Origin of the sequence: Streptomyces sp. MMG1121, from assembly GCF_001280015.1 — a bacterium.
Lineage (GTDB): Bacteria > Actinomycetota > Actinomycetes > Streptomycetales > Streptomycetaceae > Streptomyces.
The window spans coordinates 122,441-136,094 of the sequence record NZ_LGDV01000096.1 but is presented as its reverse complement, the minus strand read 5'-3'; the positions used below and the strand labels follow the sequence as shown (position 1 = coordinate 136,094).

The window sequence follows — 13,654 nt, the reverse complement described above, 5'->3', positions numbered from 1 at the left end:
CAGTGGCCCCCCGTTTCCCCCGTTCCCCCCTCGGGTCACCCCCCGGTGACCCCGGCCTTCAGGCGACCAGCTCGCCGAAGGCGTCCTCCTCGTCACGGCCGAAGCTGAGGACCTCGTCCTCGCGCAGCCGGCGCAGCGAGCGCCAGATGCTGGACTTCACCGTGCCGACACTGATGTTGAGGATCTCCGCGATCTCCGGGTCCGTACGGCCCTCGTAGTAGCGCAGGACCAGCATGGTGCGCTGGAGTTCGGAGAGCCGGGCCAGCGCCTGCCACAGGACCGCGCGCAGTTCGGTGCCGCGCATCGCGTCCGTGTCGGAGGGCGTCTCCGGCAGTTCCTCGGTCGGGTACTCGTTGAGCTTGCGGCGCCGCCAGGCGCTGATGTGCAGGTTGGTCATGGTGCGGCGGAGGTACCCGCCGACCGCGGCCTTGTCGCTGATCCGGTCCCACGCCTTGTACGTCGAGAACAGCGCGCTCTGCAGCAGGTCCTCGGCCTCGAAGCGGTCGCCGGTCAGATGGTAGGCGGTGGCGTACAGGGAGGCGCGGCGCTCCTGGACGTAGGCGGTGAACTCCGCCTCCGTCAGCGAGCGGCGCTGCTCCCCCGAGTCCTCCCTGTACGTGGCTGCCCCGACAGCGCCCATGACGGCTGCCGCCGCGGTCCCCGTGCCGCCTTCCCCCGTGTGGGCGTCGACCACCGACATGTACGCCGGGTGCTGACGCCCGGTGCCGCGAGCGCACCCCCGCCCGCTCACGGCACCGGACTTCTCGGAACCCCGGTGCACGTCGTGCAGGCGCGTGACCACTGCGCTGGTGCTGATGCTGTGCAGCGTGTTCATCTCGCGCTCCCCGTCGTGGACTTCCGGTGGTTCGGTCCTGCCCGGGCCGGCTCCGGCTGGCTGCCTGCCCGTGACCAAAAGACTGCCGGGGCCACTTCATGGCCGTGTCCGCCGACTGTCACAGACCTGTCACAGGGGCACGGTCCAGGATCGTCACAGGAAGTGCACATGTCGTGGCGGTAGGGAAGGCCTGGTGCGGGCAGGTCGTAGGACACCCGGTCCATGGGCCAGAATGAGCCCGTGCCTTCCCTGTTGCTGATCGAGGACGACGACGCCATCCGCACGGCCCTGGAGCTCTCTCTGACGCGCCAGGGTCACCGGGTGGCGACCGCTGCCAGCGGTGAGGACGGTCTGAAGCTGCTGCGCGAGCACCGGCCCGACCTGATCGTGCTGGACGTGATGCTGCCCGGCATCGACGGCTTCGAGGTGTGCCGCCGGATCCGGCGCACCGACCAGCTGCCGATCATCCTGCTGACCGCGCGCAGTGATGACATTGATGTCGTGGTCGGCCTGGAGTCGGGGGCCGACGACTACGTCGTCAAACCCGTCCAGGGCCGGGTGCTGGACGCCCGGATCCGGGCCGTGCTGCGGCGCGGGGAGCGTGAGTCCAGCGATTCGGCGTCCTTCGGCAGCCTTGTCATCGACCGCTCGGCGATGACCGTGACGAAGAACGGCGAGGACCTCCAGCTGACCCCGACCGAGCTGCGGCTGCTGCTGGAGCTGAGCCGGCGGCCCGGTCAGGCCCTGTCCCGGCAGCAGTTGCTGCGGCTGGTGTGGGAGCACGACTACCTGGGTGACTCGCGCCTGGTGGACGCGTGTGTGCAGCGGCTGCGGGCCAAGGTCGAGGACGTGCCGTCGTCCCCGACCCTGATTCGTACCGTCCGTGGCGTCGGCTACCGCCTGGACACCCCTCAGTGACGGACGGCCGAGGGGGGCTGCGCGGCTGGACCGCGGGGCGTACGAGGAGTCTGGCGCGGCTGCGCTTCACCAGCCTCAGGCTGCGCCTGGTCGTCGTCTTCGCACTGGTGGCCCTGACGGCCGCGGTGTCGGCGTCGGGCATCGCCTACTGGCTGAACCGGGAGGCGGTGCTCACCCGCGCCCAGGACGCGGTGCTGCGCGACTTCCGGCAGGAGATGCAGAACCGCGCGGGCGCGCTGCCCGCGCATCCCTCACAGGACCAGCTCCAGCGCACCGCCGGACAGATGGCGACCAGCAGCCAGAGCTTCAGTGTGCTGCTGGTCGGCCAGGACGCCGCCGGCAAGACGGTGTACGGCAACTCGGGCGGCATCAACGGCTTCTCGCTGGAGGACGTGCCCAAGTCGCTGCGCGCGGCCGTGAACAAGCAGCAGAAGGTGACCGACGCCAACAAGGAGCCGTACCACCTGTACTGGCAGCGGGTCGTGGACCACGGCACGCCGTATCTGGTGGCCGGTACGAAGGTGATCGGCGGCGGTCCGACCGGCTACATGGCGAAGACCCTGGAACCGGAGGCCAAGGACCTCAACTCGCTGGCCTGGTCGCTGGGCATCGCCACCGGTCTCGCACTGATCGGCGCCGCGCTGCTCGCGCAGGCCGCCGCCACGACCGTGCTGAAGCCGGTGCACCGGCTGGGAGTCGCCGCCCGGCGCCTCGGCGAGGGCAGGCTGGACACCCGGCTGCGGGTGTCCGGAACCGATGAACTCGCCGATCTGTCACGGACGTTCAACAACGCGGCCGAGGCGCTGGAGAAGCGGGTCGCCGACATGGCCGCCCGCGACGACGCCTCCCGCCGCTTCGTCGCCGACATGTCCCACGAACTGCGCACCCCGCTGACCGCCATCACCGCCGTGACGGAGGTGCTGGAGGAGGAGCTGGAGTTCGAGTCCGGGAGCATCGACCCGATGATCGAGCCGGCCGTACGGCTGGTGGTGAGCGAGACACGACGGCTGAACGACCTGGTCGAGAACCTGATGGAGGTCACCCGCTTCGACGCGGGCACCGCCCGGCTGGTGCTGGACGACGTCGACGTCGCCGACCAGATCACCGCCTGCATCGACGCCCGGGCCTGGCTGGACGCCGTCGAGCTGGACGCCGAGCGCGGTGTCCACGTCCGCCTCGACCCGCGCCGGCTGGACGTCATCCTCGCCAACCTGATCGGCAACGCGCTCAAACACGGCGGGTCGCCGGTGCGGGTGTCGGTGCGGCTGGCCGACGAGGATGTCGTCATCCGGGTCCGCGACCACGGGCCGGGCATCCCCGAGGACGTCCTGCCGCACGTGTTCGACCGCTTCTACAAGGCGAGCGCCTCCCGGCCGCGCTCCGAGGGCAGCGGCCTGGGCCTGTCCATCGCCATGGAGAACGCCCACATCCACGGCGGCGAGATCACCGCCGCCAACTCGCCCGAGGGCGGCGCGGTGTTCACCCTGCGGCTGCCGCGGGACGCCTCGCGGCTGACCGAGGAGCCCGACGAGGGCACGGACAACGACACGCCCGACACGAACGACAGTCCCGGAAAGGAGGGGTCATGACCGTACGACGCCTGCTGGCGCTGCCCCTCCTGGGCCTGCTGCTCACCGGCTGCGGCATCCGGGCCACTCAGGTGCCGACCGACTTCGGGGCGGCGCCCTCCCGGGTGCCGTGCTCGCTGGCCGGACCCGACCAGGCCACGCAGTCCGCGCAGGGGGTGCCCGTGCAGGTCTTCCTGCTGTGCGCGTCGTCGCTGGTGACGGTCGACCGGACGGTACGCGTTCCCGACGGCACCCCGGACGTCCAGCGCCGGGTGATCGTGGCACAGGGCCTGCTGGACCAGCTCGCGGCGTCCCCCTCGGCCGCCGAGCGCTCCGCGGGCTACACGACGTACGTGCCGGGCGGCCTGAGCGTGAGCGGGCCCGGCCCGAAGGACCCCGAGGACATGCTCCGGCTGAGCACGGCTCCCGCACGGCTCACCTCCTACGCCCTGGCCCAGCTGGTGTGCACGCTCTCCGACTCGGCGGCGACGGAGGGCGACGGCTCGGTCATCCTGGCCGGCCCCGTGCCCGACTCCCCCCGCCGCTACGCCTGCACGGACGAGGTCCGCAACCGTCCGGGCAACACCGCGCCGCCGTCGAGCGAGGTGGCGGAAAGGTAGCGGGGTGCGCCTCCAGAGGCGCGGGGGCCGTATCGACGGCCGCACGCACAACGGCGGAACCGATCGGGCCCGGCGCTGCGTCTACGGGGTCGTGCAGCGTCAAGGCTCCTTCGGCGGCAGTGCCACGATCCGCATCCGGGTGACAGGGGGTGTCCTCCTCGTCGCGCACCTCGCCCTCGTCGCCTGGCTGACGCTGCGCCCTCTGCACGTCCCCTGGGTGACGCCCCCCAATCTGCACCCCCTGGCCGGCATCCGGGGCGACCTGGCGCTCGGCGGGCGGGAAGCCGCCCGGCGCATCGGCGAGGGCCTGGCCCTGCTCGCCCCGCTGGGTGTGCTGCTGCCGACGGCGCACGGCAGGCTCGCGGTCTCCCCGCTCGCCTCCCTGCTGCGTACGGCCGCGACGGGCGCCCTGGTCTCGCTGGGCATCGTGCTGCTCCAGACCGGCGTGCCCGGCCGGGTCGTGGACGTCGACTCGCTGCTGCTGAACACCGCCGGCGTCGTCCTGGCCCACCTGGCGGTCGTGCCGACGGGCCGGGCCTGGCTGCGGCGGCGGGACGCGCGCGAGGACACCGGGGCCGGGGGCGAACGGCCCGTCACCGTCCAGGAGGAGCTGCCTCAGGGTCGTACCCCGACGATTCCCAGGGTCGGGATCGCCCCGTAGAGCGACGCTTCGTCCTCTTCGTCTCCGTACCGTGGAAGAAGGTCGAGGGACGCCACCGGGGCGGCCCCGGCCACCGGCCCGACAGCGGGCCGACGACGACTCAGGAGCCGAGATGACCGCCCTTGCCCGCCCCACCCACGGCCGCGTGATCGGCGGAGTGTGCGCCGCGCTGGCCCGGCGCTTCGGCACTTCCGCGACGACGATGCGAGTGATCTTCCTGCTGTCCTGCCTGCTGCCGGGCCCGCAGTTCCTGCTCTACATAGCCCTGTGGATCCTGCTGCCGTCCGAGGAGAAGTCGCGCACCGCCTGGTAGGACGGAGGCGTTGCGCGCACGAACGCCGCTGGGGCGCCCCGGACAACTCCGGGGCGCCCCAGCGGCGTCGTACGACCGTCGCCGTCAGCCGAGCGGGATGCCGTTCACCGGCACACCGTGCGTGGGCAGGCCCGTGTGGCTCACCGGCATCCCGCCGAGCAGCCCGGCGACCGGCGCGGTCGGGTCCTTGGCGAGCGCCTTCGCGACGGCCGGCTTCGCGGCGGCCACCGAGGCCCCCATGGCACCCCGCCCCTGGGTCAGCGCCTCGGCGGCACCCGGCAGCGTCTGGCCCGCGTTCCCGGTCGGCAGCGACTGGGTCACGGCGCCCAGGGCCTGCGTGGCGTCCGGGACGGCCGGGGCCGCGTTGGCCGCGCCCGCGCCGGCGGCGGCGAAAGCGGCACCGAGGGCGGCGACACCCAGGGTCTTGGCAGCAGACTGCTTCATGGTGAATGCGTCCTTGAATGCGGAGACGGAAGATCACAAACGATCTGAGCGGTCCACGACCGTAAACATGCCGGACCACCGGCCGCAAACACCGAAATGCGGACACCCTGTGAAAGCGTGTCCACATTCCAGGCCGGGACGGGGGCCCAACTAGCCCTGTGAATCCACGGAACCGCTGGTGGAGACCGTCTGCCGGAACAGCCATTCGGATTTCAGCTCGGCATATCCAGGCTTGATGACGTCATTGATCATCGCAAGCCGTTCATCGAAAGGAATGAACGCTGATTTCATCGCATTGACGGAGAACCACTGCAGATCGTCGAGCGTGTAACCGAATGCCTCGACGAGATGCTCGAATTCCCGGCTCACGCTGGTGTGCGACATCAGCCGGTTGTCGGTGTTCACGGTGGCCCGGAAGTGCAGCCGGCGCAGCAGCCCGATCGGATGCTCGGCGTACGAGGGCGCGGCGCCGGTCTGCAGGTTGGAGCTGGGGCACAGCTCCAACGGGATCCGCTTGTCCCGGACGTACGACGCCAGCGGGCCGAGCCGCACCGAGCCGTCCTCGCGGACCTCGATGTCGTCGATGATCCGCACCCCGTGCCCGAGCCGGTCGGCGCCGCACCACTGCAGCGCCTGCCAGATGGACGGCAGCCCGAAGGCCTCGCCGGCGTGGATGGTGAAGTGGTTGTTCTCGCGCTTGAGGTACTCGAAGGCGTCCAGGTGCCGGGTGGGCGGATAGCCCGCCTCCGCGCCCGCGATGTCGAAGCCGACCACGCCGGAGTCCCGGTGCCGGTTGGCGAGTTCGGCGATCTCCAGCGAGCGGGCCGCGTGCCGCATGGCGGTCAGCAGGGCACCGACCCGGATGCGCCGGCCGTTCTCCCGGGCGAGCCGCTCGCCCTGCCGGAACCCCTCGTCGACGGCCTCGACCACCTCCTCCAGGGTGAGCCCGTTCTCCAGGTGCTGCTCGGGCGCGTACCGCACTTCGGCGTAGACGACCCCGTCCTCGGCGAGGTCCTCGGCGCACTCGCGCGCGACCCGGATCAGCGCGTCCCGGGTCTGCATCACGCCGACGGTGTGCTTGAAGGTCTCCAGATACCGTTCCAGCGAGCCGGAGTCGGCGGCCTCGTGGAACCAGATGCCCAGCTTGTCCGGGTCGGTCTCGGGAAGGTCGGCGTACCCGGTCTCCTGGGCGAGTTCGGCGACGGTCCCGGGGCGGAGACCGCCGTCCAGGTGATCGTGCAGCAGAACCTTGGGCGCCCGGCGGATCTGGTCCGGCGTCGGAACATGCGCCGGGACACTCGCCGTTACGGTCCCCGTCGATGCGGTCTGGCTCGTCTGGCTCGTCATTTCCGCACTCTAACGCCTACGCGCGTAGAGCACCTGGTGAACGCGTCGGCTCTTTCACACCACTTTTCCGGCGCTTTCCCGTCGATACGCAACGGTGACCGCACGTACGGGTTTCGTACACCGCCCCTTCTGACACTGTTCTGTCATGGGACAGCAAGCGACGCCGGTCCGAACGGCCAGGCTGGGAAAGGCAGTCGGCCCGGCGCCGACGGCGGTGAGCGGAGCGGTGCTGCTGCTCCCCGGCGGGGAGGAGATGTCCGCCCGCCCGCCGTCCCCCGTACGGGCGATGGCCGCGGTCCGCGCACTGGGCCGCGCGTTCGCCCGCGCGGGCCGCGCCGAGGGGCTGGCCGTGCACACCGTGCGCTACCGCTACCGGGGCTGGAACGGCGGCGAGGCGCATCTGGCGAGGGACGCCGAGTGGGCGGCCGACGAGGTCGTACGGCGGTACGGGGACGTTCCCGTGTGCCTGGTCGGGCTGGACATGGGCGGCCGGGCGGCGCTGCGGGCGGGCGGACACGAGGCCGTCAACTCCGTTGTGGCACTCGCTCCTTGGCTCCCGGAGGACGACATGGCCGCACCCGCCGAGCCGGTGCGGCAGCTCGTGGGGCGACGCGTGCTGATCGCGCACGGGACGAACGACGAGCGGACCGATCCCGAGCTGTCGTTCCGGTTCGCGGCGCGGGCGAAGAAGGTGAACCGGGAGGTGTGCCGGTTCGAAGTGCATTCCGACGGACACGGGTTGCGCGGGCACCGGGATGAAGTGGTGTGCCTTTCCCTCGATTTCATGATGGGAGCGCTGTTCGGGGAGCCGCTGTCCCGGCCCGTGGAGGACGCGCTCGCCGCTCCGCCGCCCATCGGTCTGCGGATGCCGTTGGCTGCGGGGTTCGGCAAGTCGTTGAGGCGGTAGGGGGTTCAGGTCGGCAGGAGGTTGCCCCTTCTTGAGAGCAGGAACTTCTTGAAGGCCGCCACCGGGGGTGTGTCCGGGCGGTCCGCCAGCCAGGCCACGCCGATTTCGCGGGCCGCCCTGGGGGCGGTCACCGTCAGTTCCACGACTCCCGGCCTCGGAACCGTGGGCGGGGGCAGGAGGGCGACCCCCAGGCCCGCCGCCACCAGGCCCCTCAGCGTCTCCGCCTCCTCTCCCTCGAAGGCGACCCTCGGGCGGAAACCCGCCTCGCGGCACAGGGCGTCGGCGATGCGGCGCAGGCCGTAACCGGGTTCCAGGGTGACGAAGGTTTCGTCGGCGGCCTCGGCCAGGCGGATGCGTCTGCGGGTGGCCAGGGGGTGGTCGGCGGGGACGACCAGGCGGAGTTTCTGTTCGTCCAGGCGGCGGGCGACCAGGTCGGGGGCGTCGGGGACCGGGGCGGTCAGGCACAGGTCCAGCTCGCCCGCGCGCAGGCGCTCCAGCATGGCCTCGCCGTGGTTCTGGACCAGGCTGAAGCGGATGCGCGGGTGGTCGGCGCGGAAGGCGTGCAGGAGGCCGGGTACGGTCTCGGCGCCCATGGTGTGCAGGAAGCCGAAGGCGACCTTGCCGGTGGCCGGGTCGGCGTCGGCGCGGACCTCCTCGGCGGCCCGCTCGACCTCGGCGAGCGCGCGTTCGGCCGAGGCGAGGAAGGTGCGGCCGGCGGTCGTGAGGGACACGGTGCGGCCGTGCCGGGCGAACAGGTCGACGCCGAGGTCCTGCTCCAGACGGACCATCGCGCGCGAGAGCGTGGACTGCGGGACGTTCAGCTCGTGGGCGGCCCTGGTCACGTGCTCGGTGCGGGCCACGGCGGCGAAGTACGCGAGGCGGGGCGCGAGCACCTTGGACATCTCAGACATGTCTTCTGTGTCACTGTTCGGTGACAGGCGAGCCTGTGACCTCTGTTGATGCACCATGGGAACGATTATGGCGATTCCATGCATTGGACGCATGAGAGGGGCCGTCCTACGGTCGAGACATGTCTCCCGCCAGTACCGGGGCGTCCACCACCGTGGACGCCACCGCGCCCGTCCCCGTCGCCGACACCCCCGACTCCGACTCCCGTATGACACCGGGCGGCCCCGGCTACCGCCGGATGAGCTTCGCCCTCTTCCTCGCCGGAGTCGCCACCTTCGCGCTCCTGTACTCCACGCAGGCCCTGCTGCCGCTGATCTCCGGGGAGTTCGGGGTCGAGGCGAGCGAGGCCAGCTGGACCGTGGCGGCCGCGACCGGCGGACTGGCGCTGTTCGTGCTGCCGATGAGCGCCCTGTCGGAGCGCTTCGGCCGCCGTACGGTGATGACGGCCTCGCTGGCCGTCGCGGTGAGCGTCGGCATGCTGGTGCCGTTCGCGCCGTCGCTCGGTGTGCTGGTGGTGCTGCGGGCGGTGCAGGGCGCGGCACTGGCCGGTCTGCCGGCCTCGGCGACGGCCTACCTGGCCGAGGAGGTCCGGCCGAAGGCACTGGTCACGGCGATCGGCCTGTTCGTCGCGGGCAACAGCGTCGGCGGCATGAGCGGCCGGGTGATCACCGGCTGGGTGGCCCAGGAGTGGGGCTGGCGGGTCTCGGTCGGCGTGATCGGCGCGATCGCCGTCGGCTGCGCGGTGGCCTTCCGGCTGCTGCTGCCGGCGCCGCGGCACTTCACGGCGGGCTCGCTGCGCCCCCGCGTCCTGCTGGGCACGGTCCGCACGCACCTCGCGGACCCGCTGCTGCGTCGGCTGTACGCGATCGGCGCGCTGTTCATGACGGTGTTCGGCGGCGTGTACACGGTGATCGGCTACCGCCTGACGGAGGCGCCGTTCGGGCTGCCGCAGGGCATCATCGGCTCGATCTTCCTGGTCTACCTGGTGGGCACGGTGTCCGCGTCCACGGCGGGCCGGCTGGTGGGCCGCCTCGGCCGCCGGGGCGCGCTCTACCTGGCGGGCGGGACGACGGCGGCCGGTCTGCTGCTCTCGCTGGCGCCCTCGCTGCCGCTGGTGCTGCTGGGCCTGGTGCTGATCACGGCGGGCTTCTTCGCGGGGCACGCGGTGGCGTCCTCGGCGGTCAGCAAGACGGCCACCCACGGCCGGGCCCAGGCCGCGGCGCTCTACCAGTCCGTGTACTACATCGGCTCCAGCGTCGGCAGCACGGTCGGCTCGATGGCCTTTCACGCGGACGGCTGGGGCGGCACGGTCGGGGTGGGTCTCCTCGCGGTCGTCGGTGTCGTCACGATCACCGTCGCCGGTTCGCGGGCGGCCCGGGTGGCGGCCCGCCGGGAGCCGGTCGCGGCGCACTGAACCCTCGACGAACCCCCTGCTCAGGGCCCGTTGTCAGTGGTCGCGGATAGCGTCCACCGGTCAACTGGGCCGTCGAGCGGGGGGTTTGTCGTATGGAGTTCCGGATCGCGCGCGGGGAGCTGGCGGAGGCGGTGGCCTGGGCGGCGCGAGCGCTGCCCGCGCGGACGCCGGTGCCGGTGCTGGGCGGGCTGGTGCTGACCGCGCGGGCGGGGCGCCTTTCGGTGTCGGGGTCCGACTTCGAGACGGCGGCCCGGGCCGAGACCGATGCCGAGGTGGTGGCGGACGGCCGGGCGCTGGTCCTCGGGCGGCGGCTGCTGGACATCTGCCGGGTGCTGCCCGACGGCACGGTCGGCTGCGCGCTGGAGGGCAACAGGTTCACGGTGGAGGCGGGCGGTACGCGCTTCGGGCTGTCGACGCTGCCGTACGAGGAGTATCCGGCGCCGCCCGCGGCCCCGGCGGTGTACGGCGAGGTGGACGCGGCCGCGTTCGCGACGGCGGTCGGGCAGGTGGCGGTGGCGGCCGGCCGCGACGACACGCTGCCGGTGCTCACCGGGGTCCAACTGCGGCTCGACGGCGAGGAGATGACCCTGTCGGCGTGCGACCGGTACCGGTACGCCGTGCGCGGGCTCGGGTGGCAGCCGGCCGGGCCGGGCGGTCGGGCCGTGGAGGTGCTGCTGCCCGCGCGGCGGCTGCTGGAGGTGGCGCGGGCGCTGGGGCGGTGCGGGGTGCTGCGGATCCTGCTGGACCCGGCCGGGGCGGAGAGCGCCGGGGCCGTCGGGTTCGAGGGCGGGGGCACACGGGCGGTGCTGCACCGGCTGGAGGGGCGACTGCCGGGGTACGGGTCGCTGTTCGAGCTGACCGGGGCGGCCGTGGCCGGGGCGGAGTGCGCGGCGCTGGCGGAGGCCGTGCGGCGGGTGGCCGTGGTGGCGGACGGGAACAGCCCGGTGCGGCTGGACTTCTCGGCCGCCGAGGGCTCGCTGCTGGTGCGGGCCGGGTACGGCGACGACGTGGCGGCGCAGCGGCTGCCGGCCGTGCTGCGCGGGGCCGAGGAGGCCTCGGTGGCCTTCAACCCGGCCTATCTGCTCGACGCGCTGAACTCCTTCGAGGGCCCTGAACTGCGCCTGGAGCTGCTGAGAGCGGGCCAGCGGGTACTGCTCGGCCCGGGCGGACCGGGCACCGCGAAGAGCGTTCACCGGCATCTGCTCATGTCCGTGAAGCAATTGGTCTGAGCCGGGCTGAGCTGGGCTTTTTCGGACTCGGGGAGCCATTGTCAGTGGGCTGCGGTAGCTTCCGAAGTGCTGGGGCGCGACGGAGCGCCACAGGGACGGCCACAGGGGTGGGTGGACGATGGGCGACAACACGGCGACGGCGGATCTCGACGTCGCACTGGAGAAGCACCGGACCGAGCTGACGGGGTACTGCTATCGCATGCTCGGCTCCTCCTTCGAGGCCGAGGACGCGGTGCAGGACACGCTGGTGCGGGCCTGGCGGAGCTACGAGAAGTTCGAGGGCCGCTCGTCCCTGCGCTCGTGGCTGTACCGGATCGCGACGAACGTGTGCCTGGACATGCTGACGGCGGGCAGCAAACGGGCGAGGCCGATGGACCTGACGGAGTCGACCCCGCTGGCCCGGGCGGCGCTCTCCCCCCGCCCGGAGAACACCTGGCTGGAGCCGATGCCGGACGCGCGCGTACTGCCGGAGGTGCAGGACCCGGCGGAGGCGGCCGTCGCCAGGGAGTCCGTCCGGCTCGCGTTCATGGCGGCGCTGCAGCAACTGCCGCCCAAGCAGCGGGCGGTGCTGATCCTGCGCGAGGTGCTGGCCTGGAAGGCGAGCGAGGTCGCCGAGTTGCTGGGCACCACGGTCGCCTCGGTCAACAGCGCACTCCAGCGGGCCCGCGCGACACTCGCCGAGCGGGACGGCCAGGGCCCGGCGGGCGCGGTGTCCGACCCGCTGGACGAGGAGCAGCAAAAGCTCCTGGAGCGGTACGTCAAGGCCTTCGAGGGCTACGACATGACGGCCCTGACCGCGCTGCTGCACGAGGACGCCATCATGACGATGCCGCCGTTCGACCTGTGGCTGCGCGGTACGGCGGACATCACCGGCTTCATGACCACCCTCGGCGCCTCCTGCGCCTGCTCCCGTCTGCTGCCGTTGCAGGCCAACGGCCTGCCGGCCTTCGCGCACTACAAGCCGGACGCGGAGAAGGGCGGGTTCAGCCCCTGGGCGGTGCAGATCCTGGAGATCTCAGAGGGCCGGATCACCGGTTTCCACTGCTTCCTCGACACCGAGCGCTGGTTCCCCCTCTTCGGCCTGCCCCTGCACCTGGAAGCGGAGTCCGACGAGGTCGAGGAGGGCGTGTAGCGCCGGGTCGGGATCCCGCAGCCGTATCCGCCCGCCGGCCCGGCGGGCGGTCAGCTCCAGCCGCGCCAGCAGGTCGACGACGGCGAGCCCCGGCGGCCCGAGCCCGCCCGCATCGCATACGACGACCGGGGCACCGGTTGCCGCCAGCAGCGCCCGCAGGTCGTCGCACAGCCCTGGCACCTGGTCACGGCTGACAGGGCCGGGCAGCACGAGCACGGCGGGTTCCTTGGCCTCCACGTTCGGTAGACCGGCGGGGCGGGCGGAACTCATCGCGCACCCCGCCGAGATCGATGAAGATCACATTGACCGGGGCACCGTTCTCCTCAGAGGCTTGGCCCTGTGGAGGGGGTGCTGAGCGGTTTCGCGGTGATCGCGGTCGTCATCGGGGTGGGTTACGCACTCGGCCGGCGTGGCACGCTCGGCGAGCAGGGCGGCGAGGTCCTGACCCGGCTGGCCTTCACGGTGGCGGGCCCCGCGCTCCTCTTCACGACCCTGGCGAAGGCCGACCTGTCGGTCCTGTTCTCCGCTCGCCTGCTGGTGACGGCGCTGAGCACGGCAGCGGTGGCCGGGTTCTTCGCGGCGGCCGGCGCGGTCCGGCGCTGGGGCGTGGGACGCACCACGATCGGCGCCCTGTGCTCCGGCTACGTCAACTCGGGCAACCTCGGCATCCCGATCGCGGCGTACGTCCTGGGCGACGCGTCGCTGGTGGCACCGGTGTTGCTGTTCCAGGTGGTCCTGGTGACCCCGATCGCGCTGACGGTCCTGGACCTGTCGGGCGCGGGCGGGAAGGGCACGGTGTGGCGGCGTCTGCTGACCCCGCTGCGCAACCCGATAGCGGTCGGCTCCCTGTCGGGCGTCGTGGTGTCGGCGGCGGGCTGGCGCATCCCGGGCCCGGTCCTGGACCCCCTCATCCTGATCGGCAACATGTCCGTCCCGGCGGCGCTGCTGACGTTCGGCATGTCGTTGCACGGCAGCGCGGCCCCTGGGCGGGGGCGGGACCGTGAACTGGTGCTGCTGTCGGTCGTGTTGAAGTCGGTGGGACAGCCGGCGGTGGCATGGGCTCTGGCGACGAGCGTCTTCGGCCTGCACGGCGCGCCCCTGCTGGACGTGGTGGTCACCTCGGCCCTCCCGGCCGCGCAGAACCTGTTCACGTACGCCGGCCGGTACCGGGTGGCCGAGTCGCTGGCACGCGAGTCGATCCTGCTGTCGACGGTGGTGTCGGTGCCGGTGTTGGTGGGGGTGGCGACGGTCTTGGGGTGAGGGCCGGCCGACGGGGAACCCGCCTGTGCCGGTCGTGACGTCGCTGGACGCGTTCCGCGATGGGCCGTTCCGGCTCCTCCCAGTACGGGACGAGGTC

At 72.2% G+C, this 13,654-nt stretch carries 15 protein-coding genes; 10 read left to right on the top strand and 5 right to left on the bottom strand.

The genetic code is table 11. The features are described from left to right. Positions 1–58 precede the first annotated feature (58 nt). Positions 59–835, bottom strand: a complete 777-nt coding sequence (locus tag ADK64_RS10450; protein ID WP_053657393.1) for a SigE family RNA polymerase sigma factor — start codon at positions 833–835, stop codon at positions 59–61. A 240-nt stretch (positions 836–1,075) separates the two neighbouring features. Here ADK64_RS10450 and afsQ1 point away from each other — a divergent pair, with 240 nt between their 5' ends. The 5 genes from afsQ1 (at position 1,076) to ADK64_RS10425 (ending at position 4,915) form a co-directional block, all read left to right on the top strand. Then, positions 1,076–1,753 (top strand): two-component system response regulator AfsQ1, encoded by a 678-nt coding sequence (afsQ1, locus tag ADK64_RS10445; RefSeq protein ID WP_053657417.1) that lies wholly within the window; start codon positions 1,076–1,078, stop codon positions 1,751–1,753. Then, a complete protein-coding gene (locus tag ADK64_RS10440) occupies positions 1,750–3,342 on the top strand; it encodes a sensor histidine kinase (RefSeq protein ID WP_199829559.1) in 1,593 nt (530 codons plus the stop codon). The genes afsQ1 and ADK64_RS10440 overlap by 4 nt, the downstream gene beginning before the upstream one ends. Next, positions 3,339–3,941, top strand: a complete 603-nt coding sequence (locus tag ADK64_RS10435) for a hypothetical protein (RefSeq protein WP_053657391.1) — start codon at positions 3,339–3,341, stop codon at positions 3,939–3,941. Before ADK64_RS10440 ends, ADK64_RS10435 begins: the two co-directional genes overlap by 4 nt. A 91-nt stretch (positions 3,942–4,032) precedes the next feature. Continuing rightward, on the top strand, positions 4,033–4,602 hold the full coding sequence (locus ADK64_RS10430) for a VanZ family protein (protein WP_053657413.1): 570 nt from the start codon (positions 4,033–4,035) through the stop codon (positions 4,600–4,602). A gap of 112 nt (positions 4,603–4,714) precedes the next feature. Then, positions 4,715–4,915 (top strand): PspC domain-containing protein, encoded by a 201-nt coding sequence (locus ADK64_RS10425; protein WP_053657388.1) that lies wholly within the window; start codon positions 4,715–4,717, stop codon positions 4,913–4,915. Between the two features lie 84 nt (positions 4,916–4,999). On the opposite strand, the gene ADK64_RS10420 is transcribed toward ADK64_RS10425, so the two are convergent. Both ADK64_RS10420 and ADK64_RS10415 read right to left on the bottom strand, forming a co-directional pair. Continuing rightward, a complete protein-coding gene (locus ADK64_RS10420) occupies positions 5,000–5,359 on the bottom strand; it encodes a hypothetical protein (RefSeq protein ID WP_053657387.1) in 360 nt (119 codons plus the stop codon). 150 nt (positions 5,360–5,509) lie between these two features. After that, positions 5,510–6,706 carry an adenosine deaminase gene (locus ADK64_RS10415; protein WP_053657385.1) on the bottom strand — a complete coding sequence of 399 codons (1,197 nt, stop codon included), beginning with the start codon at positions 6,704–6,706 and terminating at the stop codon, positions 5,510–5,512. 145 nt (positions 6,707–6,851) lie between these two features. On the opposite strand from ADK64_RS10415, the gene ADK64_RS10410 reads away from it, so the two are divergent. Next, the gene (locus ADK64_RS10410) at positions 6,852–7,613 is read left to right on the top strand and encodes an alpha/beta hydrolase (RefSeq protein WP_107092953.1); all 762 of its coding nucleotides are present in this window, start codon (positions 6,852–6,854) and stop codon (positions 7,611–7,613) included. A 5-nt stretch (positions 7,614–7,618) separates the two neighbouring features. Here the strand turns inward: ADK64_RS10410 and ADK64_RS10405 are convergent, their stop codons facing one another. Continuing rightward, positions 7,619–8,581 carry a LysR family transcriptional regulator gene (locus ADK64_RS10405; protein WP_078992586.1) on the bottom strand — a complete coding sequence of 321 codons (963 nt, stop codon included), beginning with the start codon at positions 8,579–8,581 and terminating at the stop codon, positions 7,619–7,621. 62 nt (positions 8,582–8,643) lie between these two features. Between ADK64_RS10405 and ADK64_RS10400 the strand changes: the two genes are divergently transcribed. The 3 genes from ADK64_RS10400 to ADK64_RS10390 all read left to right on the top strand — a co-directional run bounded on the left by ADK64_RS10400 (position 8,644) and on the right by ADK64_RS10390 (position 12,297). Further along, positions 8,644–9,936, top strand: a complete 1,293-nt coding sequence (locus ADK64_RS10400; protein WP_053657379.1) for an MFS transporter — start codon at positions 8,644–8,646, stop codon at positions 9,934–9,936. Between the two features lie 92 nt (positions 9,937–10,028). Beyond that, the gene (dnaN, locus tag ADK64_RS10395; RefSeq protein ID WP_053657377.1) at positions 10,029–11,165 is read left to right on the top strand and encodes a DNA polymerase III subunit beta; all 1,137 of its coding nucleotides are present in this window, start codon (positions 10,029–10,031) and stop codon (positions 11,163–11,165) included. Between the two features lie 118 nt (positions 11,166–11,283). Beyond that, positions 11,284–12,297 carry a sigma-70 family RNA polymerase sigma factor gene (locus ADK64_RS10390; protein WP_053657376.1) on the top strand — a complete coding sequence of 338 codons (1,014 nt, stop codon included), beginning with the start codon at positions 11,284–11,286 and terminating at the stop codon, positions 12,295–12,297. Here ADK64_RS10390 and ADK64_RS42695 read toward each other — a convergent pair. Then, positions 12,181–12,567 carry an STAS domain-containing protein gene (locus ADK64_RS42695; protein ID WP_159046214.1) on the bottom strand — a complete coding sequence of 129 codons (387 nt, stop codon included), beginning with the start codon at positions 12,565–12,567 and terminating at the stop codon, positions 12,181–12,183. The two genes, ADK64_RS10390 and ADK64_RS42695, sit on opposite strands and share 117 nt — an antisense overlap. Before the next feature lie 69 nt (positions 12,568–12,636). On the opposite strand from ADK64_RS42695, the gene ADK64_RS10385 reads away from it, so the two are divergent. After that, positions 12,637–13,557: an AEC family transporter gene (locus tag ADK64_RS10385; RefSeq protein WP_053657373.1), complete on the top strand. Its 921-nt coding sequence runs from the start codon at positions 12,637–12,639 to the stop codon at positions 13,555–13,557. Positions 13,558–13,654: the final 97 nt, after the last annotated feature.

What these genes read in the sequence shown, in the direction of transcription:
- ADK64_RS10450 (WP_053657393.1), bottom strand. Translation starts at nt 835, where the DNA reads ATGAACACGCTGCACAGCATCAGCACCAGCGCAGTGGTCACGCGCCTG.
- ADK64_RS10435 (WP_053657391.1), top strand. Translation starts at nt 3,339, where the DNA reads ATGACCGTACGACGCCTGCTGGCGCTGCCCCTCCTGGGCCTGCTGCTC.
- ADK64_RS10425 (WP_053657388.1), top strand. Translation starts at nt 4,715, where the DNA reads ATGACCGCCCTTGCCCGCCCCACCCACGGCCGCGTGATCGGCGGAGTG.
- ADK64_RS10420 (WP_053657387.1), bottom strand. Translation starts at nt 5,359, where the DNA reads ATGAAGCAGTCTGCTGCCAAGACCCTGGGTGTCGCCGCCCTCGGTGCC.
- ADK64_RS10415 (WP_053657385.1), bottom strand. Translation starts at nt 6,706, where the DNA reads ATGACGAGCCAGACGAGCCAGACCGCATCGACGGGGACCGTAACGGCG.
- ADK64_RS10410 (WP_107092953.1), top strand. Translation starts at nt 6,852, where the DNA reads ATGGGACAGCAAGCGACGCCGGTCCGAACGGCCAGGCTGGGAAAGGCA.
- ADK64_RS10405 (WP_078992586.1), bottom strand. Translation starts at nt 8,581, where the DNA reads ATGGTGCATCAACAGAGGTCACAGGCTCGCCTGTCACCGAACAGTGAC.
- ADK64_RS10400 (WP_053657379.1), top strand. Translation starts at nt 8,644, where the DNA reads ATGTCTCCCGCCAGTACCGGGGCGTCCACCACCGTGGACGCCACCGCG.
- dnaN (WP_053657377.1), top strand. Translation starts at nt 10,029, where the DNA reads ATGGAGTTCCGGATCGCGCGCGGGGAGCTGGCGGAGGCGGTGGCCTGG.
- ADK64_RS10390 (WP_053657376.1), top strand. Translation starts at nt 11,284, where the DNA reads ATGGGCGACAACACGGCGACGGCGGATCTCGACGTCGCACTGGAGAAG.
- ADK64_RS42695 (WP_159046214.1), bottom strand. Translation starts at nt 12,567, where the DNA reads ATGAGTTCCGCCCGCCCCGCCGGTCTACCGAACGTGGAGGCCAAGGAA.